This window comes from Burkholderia dolosa (assembly GCF_902499135.1).
Taxonomy (GTDB): Bacteria; Pseudomonadota; Gammaproteobacteria; order Burkholderiales; family Burkholderiaceae; genus Burkholderia; species Burkholderia dolosa.
Genome location: NZ_CABVPR010000005.1, coordinates 116,192 through 137,522, shown reverse-complemented (window position 1 = coordinate 137,522; position 21,331 = coordinate 116,192). Strand labels below are relative to the sequence as shown.

Sequence of the window (21,331 nt, the reverse complement as noted above, 5' to 3'; positions counted from 1 at the left end):
TGCTGATGTCTCCCGTTCCGTTGACGTCAACATGCTACGTGAACATAGATCAGTTAACAACGGAACGGGACACTAGCCGCGGCCGTTCTTCTCGTCGTCGCGCTCTTCCTTGTAACGCGCCTCGAACTCCAGCAGCCGCGCGCCGATGATCGACTGGTCGTAGAACGACACGTCCTTCGCGTCGCGCGCCTCCTTCAGCTGCCGGATCGCCGACGGCCAGGCGCCGTCGAGCGCGAGCTTCTCCGCGAGCGCCCGGCGCCGCGCGAGCACGTCGCCCTTGCCGTCGCTCGCCTTCGCGAGATAGTCCCACCAGTCCGGCTGCTCGGGATCGGCCTGCGCCTGCGCGCGCGCGAGCGTCTGCGCCTCGCCGAAACGACGTGCGGCGATCAGCGCCTGCAGATGCGCGACGATCGCCGCGTGCGACGCGGGCCAGCGCCGCTGCGCGAGCGCCGCGAGCCGCACCGCATCGTCCGTGCGCCCCGCGCGGCGTGCGATGTCCGCCGCCAGCACGTCGAGGCTCGGCGAGCTCGCCGCAGGATCGTCGTCTCGCCGCTCGCGTCCGTCGAACGCCGCGCGCGCCGACGCGAGCGCGCGATCCGCTGCGTCGTATTCGCCGAGCAGCGTGTCCGCCAGCGCGATGCCGTACCAGTTGGCCGCGACGTTCGGCGCGGTGCGATCGTCGATCTCGAGCTGCATGCGCCGCGCCTCGGCCGCGATGTCGTTCGGCGCGCGGTTCTGCAGCACGCTCAGCCTTGCCCGCACGAACCCGTATTCCGCGGACTGGCGCGGCTGCCGGTACGGCGCGCGCCGCGCGCGATCCTCCATGTCGGCGATCCGCTCGCCCGTCAGCGGGTGCGTGCGCGCATACGCGGGCACGCCCGCGTCGCCCATCGACGCGCGTTCGAGCCGCTCGAAGAAGCCCGGCATTCCGTACGGGTCATAGCCCGCGCCCGCGAGCAGCTGGAAACCGACGCGATCGGCCTCGCGCTCGGCCGAGCGCGAGAAGCGCAGCTGGTTGTCGACCGCATACGCCTGCCCGCCCATCGCGATCGCGCTGCCCAGATCGCCGCTGCGCGCAAGCACCCCGGCAAGCACGCCAAGCAGCATCGTCGCGAGCGCCGTGTAGCCCGTCTTCTCGCTCGCGCCGATCATCCGCGCGATGTGCCGCTGCAGCACGTGGCCCATTTCGTGGCCGACCACCGATGCAAGCTCGGATTCCGTCTGCGTCGTGACCACCAGCCCGCTGTTGATTCCGATGAATCCGCCCGGCAGCGAGAACGCATTGATCTGCGGATCGCGCACCGGGAACAGGTCGAACTGCGGCGCATAGGCGCCGATGTAGCGCGCGGTGGCCGCCGCCGCGAGCCGCGCGGCCATCGCGTTCAGATAGTCGCGCACGAGCCAGTCGTCGAGATAGTCGGGATCGCGCCGCACCTCGCGCATCACGCGCTCGCCGAGCCGGCGTTCGGCCTGGGGCGTCAGCGCACCGCCGGAACCGTCGCCGAGATCGGGCAGCTCGAACGCGCGAAGCGGCGTGCGCAGACCCGCGGCGGGGGCCGCCGCGCGGTCGGCGCCCGAGAACCGGCTCTCCGCGCCGCCATATGTGCCGAATACGCCGGTCGCGATGCCGGGCGGCACGGTGGAAATCGACGGCGAACTGCCGGCTGCCGGTTCGAGCGGCGCGGCAGCCGTGCGCTGCGCATAGCCGTTCGGCGGCAGCACGAGCGCGGCCGACAGCAACACGGCAAGCAACTGTTTGACACGCATGGCAGGATGAAAACGACGCCGTCCCGCGCGCCAGGCACGCATCGCGGCGTTTGGTCTGAATATCGTGGCCATTGTAACGGCGTGGCCGCGACTGTCCCGCGCCGCGTATGTGCGCTCTGCGCGCGGCCGCGCGAAGGCCGCTGCTATGATAGGCGCCCGTTGAAACGTTGCACGAGATCGTGGCCTTCGTCCGCGCGCGGGCAGACGCAGACGAATGCGAACGCCACGCGCCGCGCCGAACGCCGATCGGCTGCACAGCAGCGATCGGCGCGAAGCCGCGCCGATCCACAGGAGCATCACATGTCAGGACTCACCCATTTCGATGCCGCCGGCCATGCGCACATGGTCGACGTCGGCGGCAAGCAGGAGACCCGGCGCATCGCGGTCGCGCGCGGCACGATCCGGATGCTGCCGGCAACGTTCGCGCTGATCCGCGACGGCAAGGCGAAGAAAGGCGACGTGCTCGGCGTCGCGCGCATCGCGGCGATCCAGGGCGCGAAACGCACGGCCGATCTCATTCCGCTGTGCCACCCGCTCGCGCTGACACGCGTGGCCGTCGACTTCGAACTCGACGAAGCGCTGCCGGGCGTGCACTGCATCGCGCAGGTCGAGACATTCGGGCGCACGGGCGTCGAAATGGAAGCGCTGACCGCGGTGCAGGTCGGGTTGCTGACCGTGTACGACATGTGCAAGGCGGTCGATCGCGGGATGGTGATGACCGATGTCAGCGTCACGGAGAAGCGCGGGGGGAAGTCGGGGGATTGGAAGGCCGGAGACGGAGCGGATTGAAGCGGTCGGCGAGCCATTCGCCGCAGAACTGCGAGTAAAGCCGGTTATCTCATACAATCCGCAGATTCCGCACGGGAGAGCGTGCGAACCGACATAAAGAGCGAGCATTGGCGATGAATCCGCACGAACTGAGAAGTGCGCTGCTGACCGGGTTAGTACAGCATGAACGGCTGATCAAACTCGACACGCCGCTCGGCCCCGACGTCCTGCTGCCGAACCGTGCCAAAGGACATTCGCAGCTCGGGCGTCATTTCGAATTCACCGTCGATACCGTTTCGGTCTCGGACAGCGTCGAACTCAAGAGGCTGATCGCTCAGCCCGTGACGCTGTGGATTCAGCAAGCCGATCAATCGTATGCGCCTCACCACGGATATGTACATCGCGCACGCCGCCTCGGGTCCGACGGTGGCCTTACGCACTACCAGATCACCTTCGCGTCGTTCCTGCACTTTCTCAAGTTCCGTCGCGACCAGCGTATCTGGCAGGATCGCGCCGCGGACGACATCATCGCCGACGTCCTGAATCAGCATCCGCAGACGAAGGGCCGTTTCGAGTTCCGGCTCTACCAGCGGTTGCCGCCGCGCTCTTTCTGCATGCAGTACGAGGACGACTGGAATTTCGTACATCGGCTGATGGAAACGGAAGGTCTGTACGGCTTCTGGGAACAGGCGGAGGACGGCAAATCGCACACGCTCGTCGTCGTCGACCGGATCGATGCGTTGCCGCCGCTGTCTCCGCGAGACGTGCAGTTTCATCACGCCGGACGACGAAGCAGACACGCTCGTCCAGTTTTCCGCTACGCGTACGCTTCAAAGCGTCGCCCATACGGCCCGTACGTTCGACTACAAGCGGCCCTCCACCGCGTCGAACCCGAAGTCGACTCATACGCCGACGATCGCGAATCAAGGCGATCTGCCGCAGCAGCTGGAGGTCTACGAATATACGGGCGCCTATACGTATCTGGAACAATCCCGTGGCGATCTTCTGTCGAAGATCTGGATGGAGGAGCAGGAATCGCGCGCGAAGCGCTTCCACGGAGCCGGCGGTATACGGCGTATGGACGCCGGCCGCACGTTCGGGTTGGCGAATCACCCTGAACACGATAAGGACGATGCGAGGCAGCGCGAATTCGTCGTGATCGAGACCGCCTGGATCATCGTGAACAACTTGCCGGTCGGCTGCGGACAAGCCGCTTTCCCGCACAGTCTGCAGCGTGACATCGACAGCGTGGCCCAAGCCGCCGGCGCGACTCTGTCTCGCGTTCGCCACCGCGACGGCAGCGACGGCTTCTTTCGAATAACGATCGAAGCACAGCGCACGACCGTGCCGTTTCGCAGCCCGTTCGAGCACCGGAAGCCGTCGATGCATCTTCAGTCCGCAATCGTTGTCGCACCGCAACGCGAGGAAGTCCACACCGATACGCTCAACCGGGTCAGGGTTCGATTCCATTGGGATCGCGTCAACGACGGCGACGAGAAAGCGTCCTGCTGGCTGCGCGCGGCGACGTCGGATGCCGGCAACGGGTATGGTGCGGTTCATCCGCATCGCAGCGGCGAGGAAGTGCTGGTCGACTTCGTCGGCGGCGATTGCGATCGGCCGATCATCGTCGGGAAGCTGTACAACGGCGCGACGACGCCGCCATGGCACAGCAACGGCATCCTGTCCGGGTACCGGTCGAAGGAGTACGCCGGCGCTGGCTACAACCAGCTCGTGTTCGACGATGCGACATCGCAGCTGCGCGTGGGCCTATACAGCAGTCACACCAACGCACAGCTGCACCTGGGCCATCTCATCGACCATACCGACAACAGTCGCGGCAGTTATCTCGGAAGCGGCTTCGACCTGCGGTCCGATGCATACGGCGCCGTACGCGCGAACGGCGGCCTGTACGTGACGACGCATCCAAAGCCGGTAGCAAGCCAGCCGCTCGATGTTCGCGAAACCCGGCAGCAGTTCATCAGCGCAGAAGGCCTGATGGAAGCGATGTCGGAAGTGAGTGTGCAACATCGAAGCGAGTCGCTCGATCCCGGCCATTCGACGCTGAAGCAGTTCAACGATGCGACGCAAAACAGCACAAGCGGTAGCGTGGCGCGCGGCCGCACGGCAGGCGGGGGAACCGGCAGCGCGAATACGTTCAAGGAACCGGTGATGCTGTTCGGCAGCGCGGCCGGCATCGGATTGTCGACTCAGCAGTCGATCCAGCTTGTCGCGGATCGGCACGTCAACGTCATCAGCGGGCAAAGCGTGCACGTCGCTGCCGGCAAATCGCTGATCGCCAGCGTGATCGACCGGATCAGCCTGTTCGCGCAGAACGCTGGAATCAAGCTGTTTGCCGGCAAGGGCAAGATTGAGGTCCAGGCACACGCCGACAACGTCGAATTGACGGCACAAAAAGCAGTAAAGCTCATGGCCGTCACGCAATCGGTCGAAGGCGCCGCAGCAAAAGAAATTCTGCTGACGTCCGGCGGTGCTTACATCCGCATCGCAGACGGAAATATCGAAGTGCATGCGCCCGGCAAGATCGATGTCAAGGGTAGCCAGCACGCGTTCAGCGGACCCACGCATCTGTCCGAGACGATGCCTGCGCTACCGAACTCGACCGGCAACTACGATCAGGCGTTCATCGCACACTGGGCCGGCACGGACATTCCGGTCGCGAATACGCGATACCAGATGTTCTCGAACGGCAAGCTGATCTCGGAAGGCGTTACCAATGCGGCGGGCGAAACAGGACTCGCACAGAGCCACGTGCCGCATGACGTCGTCGTCAAGTTTCTAGGGGAATCGAATGGCTGACGGGCAACAGGACAGCAGCGTACTCGGCACCGGTTCGGGGATGCTGACGCCGGTTGGATACAGGAACCGGCCGAAGGTCGAGCTCGGGCAGTGCGACAAGCATGTGCCCCCCGCAGCCGACTCGGTCATCGGCCACTGCACGTACTACTATCAGCCATTACACGGCGCATATCTCGAGACGGTCGAAAAAGTCAGCACGTCAAGCGTCTGGGAGACGGTCAAGGCATTCGCGACGTCGTGGGATCCATGGAAAGACAAGGAAGTGGCTCGCCGCCTGCTGCACCGCCGCGAGCAGTTGATCGCCCCCGAAAGCACGGATTCGGACTGGTCACGCCACGGCAACTTCATGATGCGCCATATCGGGTGCGGGCATAAGCCGCCGGGATACTACGTCAGCTACGGCTACTACTACTGCTCCAACTACGGCGCGAAGCTTGCCCCGCGCTTGAGCGATCACGGCAAGGCGTGGCTCGCAAGCGCGCGTTGGTTCCTCCAACACTACATGGAGCAGGGTTTGCAGCAGAACATGCGCGGCGATAGCGTTTCCATACGCGTACGAAGCCCAACAGCGGCACGTGCGCAATGACCGTCGCACAGTACTCCCTCGAACTGGACGACAACACGTTCAAAACGTTCGCGTTCAAGACCCACCCTCTCGCTTATCTCGACGGCGGTCTCGCGGGACTCGGACCACTCGATATGATGAAGATTCTGGGCGAGCCCAATGCCCAGGAATGGGGCGATCCCAGAACCCTGTATCAGGCATACGACAGCGGCATCGGTGTCGGCAAGCAGTATGTCGACGACACCGTGAATTATGCGAAGGCCGCGGGCAATGCAGTTAACCAGCATGTCGTCGACCCGGTAGCTCAAGCCATAGAAAAACTGATGTCGAAATGAAATGACTAGAAAAATTCTGAGACTGTCGCTAGGCGTGGCAGTCATGCTCATTGTTCTGATTGTCGGGTACACATATATGCCGAATGACTGGATGGTCGTTTCCAACAATTTCATGAAGAACAGCAAGCCGTACGGCGCTGGTGACTTCGTAATATCGGGAAATGAAGCAATGACGCTGAAGATCAGCCAGCCCGAAATCACCTTCAAGCCATACTCCGAATGGACAGACAAGGAGAAAGCCGAGCCGTCCGAAGCATGGATGAACGACAGCCGTGAAACGCTGAACCGGACATCCGTCGAGTTCTGGCGCGGCCCGATCAACGGCGACATGGCACGCCACTTCAGGCAGCCAGGCCAGACCGCCGCGTGGTGGCATTCCAGCGACTGGAGCGTCGAATTCATCAGCACCGGCTGGATGGATTACAAGTCGCCGCAGCCGGTCGACGGTTTGACGCCACAGCTAACCAAGCTCTGGAAATCGTCAGACGGCGGGCGCGACTGGATCCAGCTCGACTGGCCCGAGGACCGCAACATTGATCGCCTGTTGTTCCTCGATCCGCAGCGCGGCTATGCGGTCGGCTGGGGACCGCACGTATGGCGCACTCCCGATGGCGGTCGAACGTGGCGCGAGATCGGTTTGCCACCCGATGCCATGGATCCCCGCAAGCCCCGCCGTACGTTCGACGGCATCGATCTTGGTCCGGACGGTACGTTGCGCATCGCCTACTATGTCGCAAAGTCGGATCAGGGTCCCGCGCGAAGCGTCGTCTACAAACTGGGCTGGGAGCAGACGTCTTTCACCAAAGATGCCGTTCTTCCTGGACAAGTGGTCGTCAATCTGTCGTCGTCACCCGTCACGTCGAACCGCTACGCGCTTTACGCGTTGTCGCGTCTCGGCGAACCGCGCAACGTCGACGATCCTGCCGACAAAGGGCAACGAATCGGCGCGCTTTCGACCTGGACAAACAGCGCGCCGCAACAGGTTCAACAATTACATGCGTTCGACGAGAAACTGACCGTCGATAGCCTGAGTGTCGGCAGAGACGGGTTGTTAATCGTATATGCAACGGATACCAGCCCCAACGGCGCACCGGTCGATTTCACGTTCGTCAGTAGCGACGCGGGGAAAACCTGGAGCCAGACCAAAGAGAAAGCGGCTCAGGGCGGATATTTCAATGCTCAAACGAATACGCTGTATTCGCTCGTCGCCTATACGCTCAAGAAACGGCAGTTCTGAATCTGCGCCGACACGCGGTTGCGCCGGTGTCGCAACACATCTCGAGGCGGCGCATTTCACGCCAAGCGAGGCGAGCGCCAACCGCGCGCGACACAAGGCTGCACCGTATGCAGTACCGGCTTTCGAATGGTCCGATCCGAAATATCGAAGAGCGGGTCGGACGACGCACGGTAAAATCCGCCGCGCCGATCACTCCCCGCGCCGCGGCTCGAACACGAACGGCTGCGTCAACAGAAACGGGTTCGCGGTCGCGCCGGTCTGCGTGCACGTCGCATGCGTCATCGCGTCCACGGCCGCACGATCGGCTGCCGGATTGCGGCTGCTCGTCGTCACGGTCACGTTCTGCGCTTCGCCGGACGCCGTCATCAGCGCACGCACGAGCACGGTCGCCGGACGCGTAAGCGGCTTCGCGGTATCCGGATAGACGGCGCGCGGGATGCGGCACGTCAGCCGGCTTTCCTGCGACGACGGCAGCATCGCGCAGCCGGAAAACAGCAACGCGACGGCAGACAGAATCAGACAAGTCGAGCGAATAGCCATGGTCGAATCCCGTTGTTCATTGTTCTCGGCGAACGCCGCGCATCGCACCGGCTTCGTCCGCTATCTCGGACGCGCGTGACTGCGTCCGTCCTCGGATCGGCTCCGCCGGCACCGCCCGGCTGAACGACCGCTCAACCGCAGGGTTGCCCCGACGTTCGTCCGAACCGGCCGACGCATTTCATCGGAGCGCAAAAAACCCGCGCCGCCGCGCGTCGGTACGCATGAAAAGCCAGCGCATTGTGCATGCGGCGCCGCATGAGCGGTGCCGATTTGACAATGGTTGACGCGAATCGCACCGGCTTCGGCCCGAATCCATGCGGCCGCGGAAGCAATGGGCACCGAACCGCCATCACGCCGGATCGCTCCGCGCCGATCGTTGCTTCGTCAAAACCCGGCGAAACGCAGCCGTCAGCTCCGATGCCGCCGGACTTCCCTACTCGGTATCGTCGTCATCCGACTCGTCGTCCGCGTTGGACGGCACTTCACCGTACTTCGCAACGAGCGCCGCCTTGAACGCCTTCAACGAAGGCTGCTCGTCGCACAGCTTGTAGAGCGCGGCGAGTTGTGCCGGCCAGTCCTTCAGTTCCTTCGCGAATACGTGCAGGCGCGCGACCGTGTCGAGTGCGTCGGCTTCGCGGCCGGCGAGCGCTTGCAGCACCGCATAGCGGCGCAGCACCGTCTCGCCCGGCAGCAGCGCGATCGCGCGCTCGTGCGCGGCGAGCTTCGCCGGAAGATCGTCCCGCGAAATCGTCAGCAGCGTCGCCGCGCCGTAATCGCCCCACGCGCCGAACAGCAGCGACGGCGCATCGCGATACTGCGCGGCCGGATTGCTGCCGTAGTACAGCACTTCCGCACGCTGGTAGTCGCGCAGCACCGGCACCGTCGCGAGCAGCCCGCCCAAGGACAGCACCGCGAACAGTCCGAACGCCGCGCGAGACGGCAGGATGCGCAACGGCTTCACGTCGAGCAGGCCGATCACGAACATCGCGGGCAGCAGGAAGAACATGTATTGCTGCGGATACTCGACGAGCGCATGCATCAGCAGGATGCCGATCAGCGCAAAGCCGAATACGCGCGTGCTCGACTGCGGCGCGCGCAACGCACGCACGAACCACGCGACGAGCGCGACGACCAGCACGCCGAGACCGACGAGCCCGGACTTCGCGAGCAGGTCGATGAAGATGTCGTGCGAGTTGTTCGCGATCTCGACGCCGCCGAGCGTGCGCACGAGCGCAAACTGGTGCCACGGGAATTCGCCCCAGCCGACGCCGAGCAACGGATGCTCGCGGAACATCGCCAGCCCGTATTTCCACAGCGCGAGGCGCGGCGCGATCTGCCCTGCGTCGCGCATCCGTTCCGCCGCGGATTCCGCGAGATTCAGATGGAAATGCAGGTTCGCCCAGCGCACCGCGACGTTGACCGCGACGAACGCGACCGCGAGCGCGACCGGCATGAGCCATGCGCGCCGATTGCCCGGCGCACGGCGCGATTCGAGCCATGCCATCCACAAGCCCGCGACCACCATCACCGCAACCTGCAGCCACGGCCCGCGCGACACCGTCAGCGCGAGGCCCGTCGACAGCACGATCGACAGCACGATCCACGCCCACACCGCTAGCCGGCGCGTCTGCACGAGATACAGCGCGCCGGCGAGTGCGAACGCTATGTAGGTCGCAAGATGATTCGCCTGCGCCATGTTGCCGTACGGACGACGATCGACGGCGATGTTGTACACGACGACGAACGGCGACACGGCCGACTCGACGTGAAACAGCTGCACGATCTGGCATCCGACCGCGAACACGCCGCCGACCAGCAGCGCGCCGGCCATCATCCGTGCGACGGCATCGACGAGCCCTTCGCGCGCGAGCGCATAACCGGCCTGCATCGCGACCAGCGCCGCGCCGAGATAGCCGACCGCCAGCCAGTTCATCGACGGCACCTTGAGCGGCAACAGCGCGACCTGGGCAATCAGCACCGCCGCGAATCCGAGCGGCGCGACGAACGCGGCGGGCGCGGCAAAAGGCTCGGCCGAGCGGCCCGTGCGCACGAGCAGCACGACGGAAAGCCCGACCAGCAAATACAGTACGAGCGCGGAAAACTCGGAATAGAACGTCGGGATCGGATACGTGTGATGGGTGATCGCGTACGGCACGATCAGCGCGACAGCCAGCGCAACGAGCGACAAAGAGCGGGGAAAAGTAGAAGGCATGAGCGAACCGGATGTCAGCAACCGGCGCACTATACAAAACTTTCCCTGCTCTGTGCGGGCCTGTCTCGCGAGCGAGCGCCCCGCACACCGCGTGCGGCGGGCGCCTATGGCGGCCCGTTCGTCCGGTCAGCCGCTGCCGTACGTCGTCGCGCACGCTATGCACGGCATTCCGCCGGCGCATATTTCGCCGGCAGCGTCGCGGCCTCGCTCGGCAACGGCCCGGAACCCGGCGCGGGCAACGACGACGCGCTCTTGCCGGCGGCAAAACACTCCCACGCGATCGCGCCGGCCTGCATCGTGCCCTTTTTGAGCGCCACGCGCGCGGTCGGCGTATCGGCCTTGTCCGGCGCGGACGGCACGAGCACCAGCGTATTCGTGCCCGCGGCGGCGACGCGCGTGGTAAATGCGACGGTGATCTGCCCGGTGTCGCCGTCGATGCGCACCGATTCGACGTTGCGCGTCGCGGCCGGCGAACTGTAGCCGCCATCGAGCGGTGCGCCGCTCGCCGCATTGTCCGCAACCGCGAGCCGCGCCGACGCCGCGAGCGCGAGCCCCTCGCCGACCCGCGAACGCGCGAGGTAATCCTGGTATGCGGGGACCGCGTACGCAGCGACCACGCCGACGATCGCCAGCACGATCATCAGCTCGATCAGCGTGAAGCCGGCCGGCCGCCCGCGATGCGCTCGCCGGCGCGTGCGCTGCTGCAGATCGGCGGCCAGGCGGCGGAACAGGGAAACGGAAAAGGCTTCGAACATGACTGGCTCCGGAAACGAAAAACGCCTGCCGGGAAAGGCAGGCGTATCGATCGTAGCCAGCGCGCCGGGAACCGGACATTCGGCCGGACGGCCAACGTCAGTGCGTGCTCGGCGCGGCGCGACGGCTCCTGAGCAGATATCCGACCACGACGACGAGCAGCGCACCGGCGATGCTCGCGCCATAGATTGCCGCCGGCGTATCGAGCACCGGCCAGCGGTCGCCGACCGGATCGCGGACCATCAGCCCGCCCGCGATCCAGCCCAGCAGCGCGGCGCCCAACGTAACGACGATCGGGAAGCGGTCGAGCAGCTTGAGCACGAGCGTGCTGCCCCACACGATGATCGGCACGCTGACGACGAGCCCGAAAATCACCAGTGCCAGCCGATGCGACGGGTCGGCCTGCTCGGCCGCGCCGGCGATCGCGATCACGTTGTCGAGACTCATGACCGCATCGGCGATCACGATCGTCTTCACGGCCTCCCACAGCCGGTCGGCGGGCTTCACGTTGTCGTGCGCGTCGGCGGCCGGCGCCATCAGCTTCACGCCGATCCACAGCAGCAGCAGGCCGCCGCCGAACTTCAGGAACGGGACGTCGAGCAGCACGACCGCGAACGCGATCAGCACGACGCGCAGCAGAATCGCACCGGCCGTGCCCCAGACGACGCCGCGCAGCCGCTGATTGGCTGGCAGGTTGCGGCACGCGAGTGCAATGACGACGGCGTTGTCGCCGCCAAGCAGGATATCGATGATGACGATCTGGAGCACGGCGCCCCAGTGCAGCGACGTCAGGAATTCGAGCATGGTGAGGATGGTTCGGAGCTGCGGCCGCCCGACGGACGACCCGGTTCGTCGCCGGACATGCGTCGCGCTTGCCCGGTGCTTACAAAAACATTGCGCGAGCATAACAAAAAACGCCGGCTAGGCCGGCGTTTTCTGCAGGACGAACCGCGGAAATTACAGCGCTGCTTTGAGCAGGCGGCCCATTTCCGACGGGTTGCGCGTGACCTTGATCCCGCACGCTTCCATGATTTCCAGCTTCGCTTCGGCCGTGTCCGCACCGCCCGAGATCAGCGCGCCGGCGTGGCCCATGCGCTTGCCCGGAGGCGCCGTGACGCCCGCGATGAAGCCGACGACCGGTTTCTTCATGTTGTCCTTGATCCACTGCGCGGCGTTCGCTTCGTCCGGACCGCCGATCTCGCCGATCATCACGACCGCATCCGTATCCGGATCGTCGTTGAACATCTTCATCACGTCGATGTGCTTCAGACCGTTGATCGGGTCGCCGCCGATGCCGACCGCCGACGACTGACCGAGGCCCAGCGCCGTCAGCTGCGCGACCGCTTCATACGTCAGCGTGCCCGAACGCGACACGACGCCGATGCGGCCCTTGCGGTGAATGTGGCCCGGCATGATGCCGATCTTCAGCTCGTCCGGCGTGATCGTGCCCGGGCAGTTCGGCCCGAGCAGCAGCGTCTTGCGGCCTTCGCGGCGCATGCGGTCCTTCACTTCGATCATGTCGCGCACAGGAATGCCTTCCGTGATGCAGATCGCGAGATCGAGATCGGCTTCGACCGCTTCCCAGATCGCTGCAGCAGCGCCTGCCGGCGGAACGTAGATGACCGACACGGTCGCGCCGGTTTCTTCCTTCGCTTCCTTGACGCTCGCGTAGATCGGAATGCCTTCGAAGTCTTCGCCGGCCTTCTTCGGGTTCACGCCCGCGACGAATGCTTCGCGGCCGTTTGCGTATTCACGGCAGGCGCGCGTGTGGAACTGACCGGTCTTGCCGGTGATGCCCTGCGTGATGACCTTCGTGTCCTTGTTGATCAGAATCGACATGTATTTTGACCTCTGTTCGATTGGCGTCGCGTACGAACCGCGCCGCCATGCGTGTTCATTGAGCGCGCGTCTTACTTGCCTTCGGCAGCCGCGACGACCTTCTGCGCAGCCTCTTCCATGCTGTCCGCCGAGATGATCGGCAGGCCCGATTCGGCGAGCATCTTCTTGCCCAGGTCCTCGTTCGTGCCCTTCATGCGCACGACGAGCGGCACGTTCAGGTTCACGGCCTTCGAGCCCGCGATCACGCCTTCCGCGATCACGTCGCAGCGCATGATGCCGCCGAAGATGTTCACGAGGATCGCCTTCAGATCCGGGTTCTTCAGCATCAGCTTGAACGCTTCGGTGACCTTCTCGGTCGTCGCGCCGCCGCCGACGTCCAGGAAGTTCGCCGGCTCGCCGCCGAACAGCTTGATCGTGTCCATCGTCGCCATCGCGAGGCCCGCGCCGTTCACGAGACAGCCGATGTTGCCGTCGAGCGAGATGTACGCAAGATCGAACTTCGACGCTTCGATTTCGGCCGGATCTTCTTCATCGAGGTCGCGGTACGCGACGATTTCCGGGTGGCGGAACAGCGCGTTCGAGTCGAAGTTGAACTTCGCGTCGAGCGCGATGACCTTGCCGTCGCCCGTCAGCACGAGCGGGTTGATTTCGGCCAGCGATGCGTCGGTTTCCCAGAACGACTTGTACAGACCCTTCAGGATTTCGCGCGCTTGCGGAATCGATGCGTCCGGCACGCCGATCTTCTTCGCGAGATCGTCGGCTTCCGCGTCCTGCAGGCCCTTCGACGGCTCGACGGCGACCTTGTGGATCGCTTCCGGCGTCTTCGCGGCGACTTCCTCGATGTCCATCCCGCCTTCGCTCGAGGCCATCACGACGACCTTCTGCGACACGCGATCGATCACGATGCCGATGTACAGTTCCTTCTTGATGTCCGCGCCCTCCTCGATCAGCAGGCGGTTCACCTTCTGGCCTTCCGGGCCGGTCTGGTGCGTGACCAGCTGCATGCCGAGGATCTGGTTCGCGTACTCGCGCACCTGCTCGAGCGACTTGGCGACCTTCACGCCGCCGCCCTTGCCGCGACCGCCCGCGTGAATCTGGGCCTTGACGACCCACACCGGGCCGCCCAGCTCTTCTGCCACCTTGACGGCCTCGTCCACCGAGAACGCCGGCTTGCCGCGCGGTACCGCGACTCCGAATTTCCGCAGGATTTCCTTACCCTGGTACTCGTGAATCTTCATGCGTGATTCCCTTCAGTCTGAGAGTTGGATGAAAAGTCGCTTAAGACGCTTCTTCGATTGATTTCCGTTCATTCCTTCGTGCCGCCCCGGACAGGCATATTGCCGACGGGCATGTCGCGCACGGGCGCGCCCGCGACCGGCATGTCTTGCTCCGGCCGGCTCGGCCCATACCACCGCGGGTAGTACTGCCGTACGACCTCGCCGTCGAACCTCAGCGCGCGGCAGCGGCCGAGCTGGAAAGGCGGTTCGGCGTCGTGCAGGCCGTCGCGGTCGTGCCGTTCGCCGCCCTCTTCACGCACGTTCCACACGTCACCGGCGAACGCCTGGATCGCTGCCGTCGGCAGCACCGCGCACAGTTCGGTGAGGTGGGAACAGCCTGCGACGCCGGCGAGCAGCCGGTTCGCGTTACGGCGGAAATTGCGGAAGAGGTTGAGACCGACGAGCGCTCGATAGGCGGGAGAGGCGGATTGACAGTGACCGGGATACGGCACCCATTCCGAAGACGCTTCGGCGTCGACGACATTCAGGTCACGATCGATGGTCACGCGCAGCCAGAGTTCGTGGATCGGCAGGCCCTGAGGCCGAATGCCCGACGCAAGCGCGACGTCGCGCGGCTTGTGGTCGGTCAGGCAGGCTTCGATGTCCCGCAAGCCGTCGCCGCGCTCGTAGGCTTCCGCTCGGATTGCGCGTCGATGTCGCAACTGACGGGGCACGGGCTCGGATAGCGGCATGCTGGAGGTTGAGGCCGAAGAGGAAAACCGGTGGATTTTAGCATATTGGGTATTTGAGGCCGCCGGCGGCAACGGCGGGTATTCCCGCCTGTCCGGAAGCAGTTGCGTTGCAGCAAAATCGCGCGCGCAGCGCGCGATGCGCGTACTCAATCGTCGAGCGGAAAATCGTCGCCGACCTTCAGCAGCTTCACGATCGTCGCGCTCGAGAAGCCACGCGCGGCGAGAAAGCGCGCCTGCTTCGCACGTTCGGCCGGCGTTTGCGGCAGTGCACCGAATTTCTTGCGCCAGACTGCCTGCGCGCGCGCCCATTCGGTCTCGCGCAGCTGCGTGTTGACCTCGTCGACGAGCGCATCGCCGACTGCGTGCCGCTTCAGTTCGCTGACGATGCGCGCGACGCCGACGCGCGATGCGCGGCGATGCACGAGACTCTCGGCAAAACGCGCGTCGGACAGCCAGCCTTCCTTCTCGAGCGCATCGAGCACGGACTCGACCGATTCGTCTTCGCCGGCATACGGCGCGAGCTTGCGGGCAAGTTCCGCGCGGCTGTGCTCTCGCCGGGACAGATAGCCGAGCGCGCGCCCTTTCAGCGAACGCGGCGGTTTCGAAGACTTGCGTTCGCCGGTGCCGGAAATGTCGGCGGAGGAAGCGCCGGCCGCACGCTTCGTGCGGCGCGGATGCTGGCTGCTGCGGGTATAGACGTCTTCGCTGCCCGACGTCGATGCTGCCGATTCCCGCTCGCGCGGGAACGCGACGCCTGACACGCGGCGACGGGAGCGATCGTGCGCGTCGAACGACTCGTCTTCGTCGAATGGATCGTCAGGTGCGGGAATCTCAAATGAAACGAGGGCATCGTCGGATGCCCTCGTCGCGGTGCGGGCCGCCGCATCGCTGCGCGCGTCCCGCTGGCGGACGCCCGAGGTTGCGGCTCGCCGGCCGGAGCGCACCGCCGCTTCGGGCAGCGCGCTCGCGTCCGGTTCGCCAGCTCGACCTCGGCGTCCCGCCATCACTCTTCTTCGTCCATCGCCTCGGCTTCGTGGCCTGCGCCGTCCGGCATGGCGGCGACGCCGAGCGATTCGCGAATGCGGTTCTCGATCTCGCGCGCGATTTCCGGATTCTCGCGCAGGAATTCACGCGCGTTGTCCTTGCCCTGACCGATCTTCTCGCCGTTGTAGCTGTACCAGGCGCCCGCCTTGTCGACGATCTTCGCCTGCACGCCGAGATCGATGATCTCGCCCTGGCGCGAAATGCCTTCGCCGTACAGGATGTCGAAGATCGCTTCGCGGAACGGCGGCGACACCTTGTTCTTCACGACCTTCACGCGGGTTTCGTTGCCGATCACCTCGTCGTTCTTCTTGATCGAGCCGATCCGGCGAATATCCAGACGCACCGACGAGTAGAACTTCAGCGCGTTGCCGCCCGTCGTGGTTTCCGGGTTGCCGAACATCACGCCGATCTTCATCCGGATCTGGTTGATGAAGATCACGAGGCAATTCGTGCGCTTGATCGTGCCGGTCAGCTTGCGCAGCGCCTGCGACATCAGGCGAGCCTGCAGGCCCGGCAGCGAATCGCCCATTTCGCCTTCGATTTCGGCCTTCGGCACGAGCGCCGCGACCGAGTCGATGACGATCATGTCGATCGAACCCGAGCGCACCAGCGCATCGGTGATTTCGAGCGCCTGCTCGCCGGTGTCCGGCTGCGAGATCAGCAGATCCGGCACGTTCACGCCGAGCTTCGCCGCGTATTGCACGTCGAGCGCGTGCTCGGCGTCGATGAACGCTGCCGTGCCGCCCAGCTTCTGCAGTTCGGCGATGACCTGCAGCGTGAGCGTGGTCTTGCCGGACGATTCCGGACCGTAAATCTCGACCACCCGGCCGCGCGGCAGGCCGCCGACGCCGAGCGCGATATCGAGGCCGAGCGAGCCGGTCGATACGACCTGGATGTCCTCGGCCGCTTCGCCGTCGCCCATCCGCATGATCGACCCTTTGCCGAACTGCTTCTCGATCTGCGCGAGTGCGGCCGCCAGCGCCTTGCTCTTCTCGGCGGTCATCCCGGAGCCCTTCTTGCTTTCTTCCATGAATCGTCCTTTGCTATGATGAGCAGCGTCTGTCAGAGGCGCGCCCGCTTTCAAGCGCCGCCCACGAATGCAGACACTGTATAAAAAAACAGTGTTTTATGCAAGCCCGCAATGCAGGCTGCGTCGTACACGAATAACTTCGGAGACAGCCGCGCGGTGCGAACGCCCTGCCGGCCACCGGTCAGCAACATGCGAATTCTCATCGCCGAAGACGACAGCATACTCGCGGACGGCCTCACCCGGTCACTCCGCCAATCGGGCTATGCGGTCGACCACGTGAAGAGCGGCGTCGACGCCGATACCGCGCTGTCGATGCAGACGTTCGACCTGCTGATCCTCGATCTCGGTCTGCCGAAAATGTCCGGGCTCGACGTGCTCAAGCGCCTGCGCGCACGCAACTCCAATCTCCCCGTGCTGATCCTGACCGCCGCCGACAGCGTCGACGAGCGCGTGAAGGGGCTCGACCTCGGCGCCGACGACTATATGGCCAAGCCGTTCGCGCTCAACGAGCTCGAGGCGCGCGTTCGCGCGCTGACGCGGCGCGGCGCGGGCGGCGGCCCGACCGTCGTGCGCCACGGCTCGCTCGCGTTCGACCAGGTCGGCCGCATCGCGTATGCGAACGACCGCGTGCTCGACCTGTCCGCGCGCGAGCTCGGCCTGCTGGAGGTGCTGCTGCAGCGGATCGGACGGCTCGTGTCGAAGGAGCAGCTCGTCGACCATCTGTGCGAATGGGGCGAGGAAGTCAGCAACAACGCGATCGAGGTCTACGTCCACCGGCTGCGCAAGAAGATCGAGCCGAGCGGCGTACGGATCTCGACCGTGCGCGGGCTCGGCTACTGCCTCGAGAAAGCCGCGCCCGCCGCACCCGCCGACACCGCCGCGGCCCAGCCCACGGCGGCGGCCGGCACGCCGCTGCGCTGACCCGGCCGTCGCCGCGATGGCCACGCCGGCCCCGTCCCGCCACCCGACCGGGGAGCCGTCGTCGGCTGCCGACATCGCGCGCGACGAGCGCTACGAGAATCCGTTCGCGCCGCCCGACGAAACCGACACGCCCGAGGCCGCGCGTCCGCGCTCGCTGTTCGGCGAGATCCTCGACTGGATGCTCGCGCCGCTGCTGCTGCTGTGGCCGATGAGCATCGCGGTCACGTATCTCGTCGCGAAGACCATCGCGAACGGCCCGTTCGACCGCGCGCTCGAGACCAACGCATACGTGCTCGCGCGGCAGATTCATCCCGTCAACGGCGTCGCCGAGCTCACGCTGCCGCAGCAGACGCGCGACTTTCTGCGCGCGGACAACGTCGACAGCGTGTACTTCCAGGTGCTCGGCACGCGCGGCGAGCTGGTCGCGGGCGAAGCCGACATGCCGCTGCCGCGCGACGAGGATCGCCCGCCGCCGGGCGTCGTCGTGTTCCGCGACGACCTGCTGCGCGGCAACGACGTGCGCGTCGCCTACACGACCGTCGCGCTGCCGCACGCGAACGGCACGCAGCCGGTGCTCGTGCAGGTTGGCGAGACGCTCGACAAGCGCAACGCGCTCGCGAACGACATCATCAAGGGCGTGATCCTGCCGCAGTTCGTGATCCTGCCGCTCGCGATCCTGCTCGTCTGGTTCGGGCTGTCGCGCGGGCTCGCGCCGCTCAACGCGCTGCAGGCGCACATCCGCGCAAGGCGGCCCGACGACCTGTCGCCGGTCGAGGCGCAGCGCGCGCCGCCGGAGATCGAGCCGCTCGTCACGTCGTTCAACGACCTGCTCGCGCGCCTCGAACAGAACATGGCGCTGCAGAAACGCTTCATCGCCGATGCCGCGCACCAGATGAAGACGCCGCTCGCGGGGCTGCGCACGCAGGCCGAGTTCGCGCTGCGCCATCCGGTGCCGCCCGACGTGCAGCATTCGCTCGAGCAGATCGCGACGAGCTCCGAGCAAGCCGCGCGGCTCGTCACGCAACTGCTCGCGCTCGCGCGCGCCGAGAACCGCGCGAGCGGACTGACGCTCGAGCCCGTCGAAATCGCGGCGCTCGCGCGGCGCGCGGTGCGCGACTGGGTGCAGGCGGCGCTCGCGAAGCGGATGGATCTCGGCTACGAAGGGCCGCCGGACGACGCGCCGCTCGACGTCGACGGCAACCCCGTGATGCTGCGCGAGATGCTCGGCAACCTGATCGACAACGCGATCCGCTACACGCCGGAAGGCGGCCGCATCACCGTACGCGTGCGCGCGGAGCGCGCAGCGCGGCTCGCGCACGTCGAGGTCGAGGACACGGGGCCCGGCATCCCGGCCGCCGAGCGCGACCGCGTCGTCGAACGCTTCTACCGGATTCTCGGCCGCGAAGGCGACGGCAGCGGCCTCGGGCTCGCGATCGTGCGCGAGATCGCGACGCAGCACGGCGGCACGCTCACGATCGACGATCACGTGTACCAGCACGCGCCGCGCCTCGCGGGCACGCTCGTGCGCGTGAGCCTGCCGCTGTCGGACGGCGCCCCGGATCAACCCTGATCCACGCGCACCGCAGCGCCGGGCCGCGTCGTCATCGCGTCGAAACCGGCGTTTTCCCGCACGTTCCTGCGCGATCGGCTCGCGAAGCGCCCGCTTCGCTGCGGGTTAACGCGCAGCCGTTTTGCGTGCGCGAGTCAGTGCGCCGTAAGTTTCCGTACCAATAATCGTCGACAGGCCCGCCCTCCCAAGGCGGCCGCACATCTATATCAAGGGACTTGGAGACGATTCATGGCAACGTTAGGCGGGCAAATTTCGCACGCGCCGATGACGGGCGAAGAGAAGAAGGTGATCTTCGCATCGTCGCTCGGCACCGTGTTCGAGTGGTACGACTTTTACCTGGCCGGCTCACTCGCGGCCTACATCAGCAAGAGCTTCTTCTCCGGGGTCAATCCGACCGCCGCGTTCATCTTCACGCTGCTCGGCTTCGCGGCCGGCTTCGCGGTGCGGCCGTTCGGCGCAATCGTGTTCGGCCGGCTCGGCGACCTCGTCGGCCGCAAGCATACGTTCCTCGTGACGATCGTGATCATGGGCGTGTCGACGTTCATCGTCGGCTTCCTGCCCGGTTACGCGTCGATCGGCATCGCCGCGCCGGTGATCTTCATCGTGATGCGGCTGCTGCAGGGCCTCGCGCTCGGCGGCGAGTACGGCGGCGCGGCGACCTACGTCGCCGAGCATGCGCCGGCCAATCGCCGCGGCTTCTACACCGCGTGGATCCAGACGACCGCGACGCTCGGCCTGTTCCTGTCGCTGCTCGTGATTCTCGGCGTACGCACGCTCGTCGGCGAGGAGGCGTTCGGCGCGTGGGGCTGGCGCGTGCCGTTCGTCGCGTCGATCCTGCTGCTGGCGGTGTCCGTATGGATCCGGATGCAGCTGAACGAATCGCCGGTGTTCCTGCGCATCAAGGCCGAAGGCAAGACGTCGAAGGCGCCGCTCACCGAAGCGTTCGGCCAGTGGAAGAACCTGAAGATCGTGATCCTCGCGCTCGTCGGCCTGACGGCCGGCCAGGCCGTCGTGTGGTACACGGGCCAGTTCTACGCGCTGTTCTTCCTCACGCAGACGCTGAAGGTCGACGGCGCGAGCGCGAACATCCTGATCGCGATCGCGCTGCTGATCGGCACGCCGTTCTTCCTGTTCTTCGGTTCGCTGTCGGACCGGATCGGGCGCAAGCCGATCATCCTTGCGGGCTGCCTGATCGCCGCGCTGACTTACTTCCCGCTGTTCAAGGCGCTCACGCACTACGCGAACCCGCAGCTCGAACTCGCGACGCAGAAGGCCCCGATCAGCGTGGTCGCCGATCCGGCCACCTGCTCGTTCCAGTTCAACCCGGTGGGCACGTCGAAGTTCACGAACTCGTGCGACATCGCGAAGAGCGCGCTCGCGAAGGCCGGCCTGAACTACGAGAACGTGCCGGCGCCGGCGGGTTCCACCGCGCAGATCAAGGTCGGCGACACGGTGATTCCCGCCTATGACGGCAAGGCGCCCGATGCGAAGGCGCAAGGCGCCGCGTTCGACAAGACGCTCGCGTCGACGCTGAAGGCGGCCGGCTATCCGGCGAAGGCCGACCCGGCGCAGCTCAACTGGCCGATGACGATCGTGATCCTGACGATTCTCGTGATCTACGTGACGATGGTCTACGGGCCGATCGCCGCGATGCTGGTCGAAATGTTCCCGACGCGGATCCGCTACACGTCGATGTCGCTGCCGTATCACATCGGCAACGGCTGGTTCGGCGGCTTCCTGCCGGCGACCGCGTTCGCGATCGTCGCCGCGAAGGGCGACATCTATTCGGGGCTCTGGTATCCGATCGTGATCGCGCTGGTCACGTTCGTGATCGGGCTGCTGTTCGTCCGCGAGACGAAGGACTCGAACATCTACGCGCAGGATTGACGGCGGCGGCGTGGCGGGACGACGGCGGTGGCGGGTGCGGTTCTGTTCCGCCCGGCGACCGGCGCCCCGCCCGCGCC

General features: G+C 65.7%; 17 protein-coding genes and 1 pseudogene. 8 read left to right on the top strand and 10 right to left on the bottom strand.

What is annotated here, in order from left to right; translation table 11 throughout:
- Positions 1 to 72: 72 nt before the first annotated feature.
- A complete protein-coding gene (locus tag BUB20358_RS04345; RefSeq protein WP_035971778.1) occupies positions 73 to 1,767 on the bottom strand; it encodes a M48 family metalloprotease in 1,695 nt (564 codons plus the stop codon).
- 300 nt (positions 1,768 to 2,067) lie between these two features.
- On the opposite strand from BUB20358_RS04345, the gene moaC reads away from it, so the two are divergent.
- From moaC to BUB20358_RS04325, 5 genes and pseudogenes are all read left to right on the top strand, one after another.
- Entirely contained in the window at positions 2,068 to 2,556 is a 489-nt protein-coding gene (moaC, locus tag BUB20358_RS04340) for a cyclic pyranopterin monophosphate synthase MoaC (RefSeq protein WP_035971775.1), read from the top strand.
- A gap of 113 nt (positions 2,557 to 2,669) precedes the next feature.
- Positions 2,670 to 5,352 (top strand): annotated as a pseudogene (locus tag BUB20358_RS04335) (type VI secretion system Vgr family protein).
- Positions 5,345 to 5,938 (top strand): hypothetical protein, encoded by a 594-nt coding sequence (locus tag BUB20358_RS04330; protein WP_223296925.1) that lies wholly within the window; start codon positions 5,345 to 5,347, stop codon positions 5,936 to 5,938. Before BUB20358_RS04335 ends, BUB20358_RS04330 begins: the two are co-directional and overlap by 8 nt.
- Positions 5,935 to 6,252, top strand: a complete 318-nt coding sequence (locus BUB20358_RS28205) for a hypothetical protein (RefSeq protein WP_223296924.1) — start codon at positions 5,935 to 5,937, stop codon at positions 6,250 to 6,252. Before BUB20358_RS04330 ends, BUB20358_RS28205 begins: the two co-directional genes overlap by 4 nt.
- Positions 6,253 to 6,328: 76 nt before the next feature.
- On the top strand, positions 6,329 to 7,489 hold the full coding sequence (locus BUB20358_RS04325) for a WD40/YVTN/BNR-like repeat-containing protein (protein ID WP_035973279.1): 1,161 nt from the start codon (positions 6,329 to 6,331) through the stop codon (positions 7,487 to 7,489).
- A 189-nt stretch (positions 7,490 to 7,678) separates the two neighbouring features.
- Here BUB20358_RS04325 and BUB20358_RS04320 read toward each other — a convergent pair whose 3' ends face one another.
- The 9 genes from BUB20358_RS04320 to recA all read right to left on the bottom strand — a co-directional run bounded on the left by BUB20358_RS04320 (position 7,679) and on the right by recA (position 16,876).
- The gene (locus BUB20358_RS04320) at positions 7,679 to 8,029 is read right to left on the bottom strand and encodes a TonB family protein (RefSeq protein ID WP_006763495.1); all 351 of its coding nucleotides are present in this window, start codon (positions 8,027 to 8,029) and stop codon (positions 7,679 to 7,681) included.
- Positions 8,030 to 8,462: 433 nt separating this feature from the next.
- A complete protein-coding gene (locus BUB20358_RS04315) occupies positions 8,463 to 10,241 on the bottom strand; it encodes a PglL family O-oligosaccharyltransferase (RefSeq protein ID WP_035971772.1) in 1,779 nt (592 codons plus the stop codon).
- Between the two features lie 155 nt (positions 10,242 to 10,396).
- The gene (locus BUB20358_RS04310) at positions 10,397 to 10,996 is read right to left on the bottom strand and encodes a pilin (protein ID WP_006763493.1); all 600 of its coding nucleotides are present in this window, start codon (positions 10,994 to 10,996) and stop codon (positions 10,397 to 10,399) included.
- Positions 10,997 to 11,093: 97 nt separating this feature from the next.
- Complete coding sequence (locus tag BUB20358_RS04305) at positions 11,094 to 11,798, bottom strand: TerC family protein (protein WP_035971771.1); 705 nt, start codon at positions 11,796 to 11,798, stop codon at positions 11,094 to 11,096.
- A 153-nt stretch (positions 11,799 to 11,951) separates the two neighbouring features.
- The gene (gene sucD / locus BUB20358_RS04300; protein WP_006398391.1) at positions 11,952 to 12,833 is read right to left on the bottom strand and encodes a succinate--CoA ligase subunit alpha; all 882 of its coding nucleotides are present in this window, start codon (positions 12,831 to 12,833) and stop codon (positions 11,952 to 11,954) included.
- A 71-nt stretch (positions 12,834 to 12,904) separates the two neighbouring features.
- Positions 12,905 to 14,071: an ADP-forming succinate--CoA ligase subunit beta gene (sucC, locus tag BUB20358_RS04295; RefSeq protein WP_006763491.1), complete on the bottom strand. Its 1,167-nt coding sequence runs from the start codon at positions 14,069 to 14,071 to the stop codon at positions 12,905 to 12,907.
- Positions 14,072 to 14,139: 68 nt separating this feature from the next.
- Complete coding sequence (locus tag BUB20358_RS04290) at positions 14,140 to 14,802, bottom strand: DUF2889 domain-containing protein (protein ID WP_045552412.1); 663 nt, start codon at positions 14,800 to 14,802, stop codon at positions 14,140 to 14,142.
- 146 nt (positions 14,803 to 14,948) lie between these two features.
- Positions 14,949 to 15,806, bottom strand: a complete 858-nt coding sequence (gene recX, locus BUB20358_RS04285; RefSeq protein WP_006763489.1) for a recombination regulator RecX — start codon at positions 15,804 to 15,806, stop codon at positions 14,949 to 14,951.
- Positions 15,806 to 16,876 carry a recombinase RecA gene (gene recA, locus BUB20358_RS04280; protein WP_006763488.1) on the bottom strand — a complete coding sequence of 357 codons (1,071 nt, stop codon included), beginning with the start codon at positions 16,874 to 16,876 and terminating at the stop codon, positions 15,806 to 15,808. Before recA ends, recX begins: the two co-directional genes overlap by 1 nt.
- Before the next feature lie 189 nt (positions 16,877 to 17,065).
- Between recA and BUB20358_RS04275 the strand changes: the two genes are divergently transcribed.
- From BUB20358_RS04275 to BUB20358_RS04265, 3 genes are all read left to right on the top strand, one after another.
- Entirely contained in the window at positions 17,066 to 17,797 is a 732-nt protein-coding gene (locus BUB20358_RS04275; RefSeq protein WP_035971770.1) for a response regulator transcription factor, read from the top strand.
- Between the two features lie 16 nt (positions 17,798 to 17,813).
- Positions 17,814 to 19,367, top strand: a complete 1,554-nt coding sequence (locus BUB20358_RS04270) for a sensor histidine kinase (protein WP_035971768.1) — start codon at positions 17,814 to 17,816, stop codon at positions 19,365 to 19,367.
- A 228-nt stretch (positions 19,368 to 19,595) separates the two neighbouring features.
- The gene (locus tag BUB20358_RS04265) at positions 19,596 to 21,254 is read left to right on the top strand and encodes an MFS transporter (protein ID WP_035971767.1); all 1,659 of its coding nucleotides are present in this window, start codon (positions 19,596 to 19,598) and stop codon (positions 21,252 to 21,254) included.
- Positions 21,255 to 21,331 lie beyond the last annotated feature (77 nt).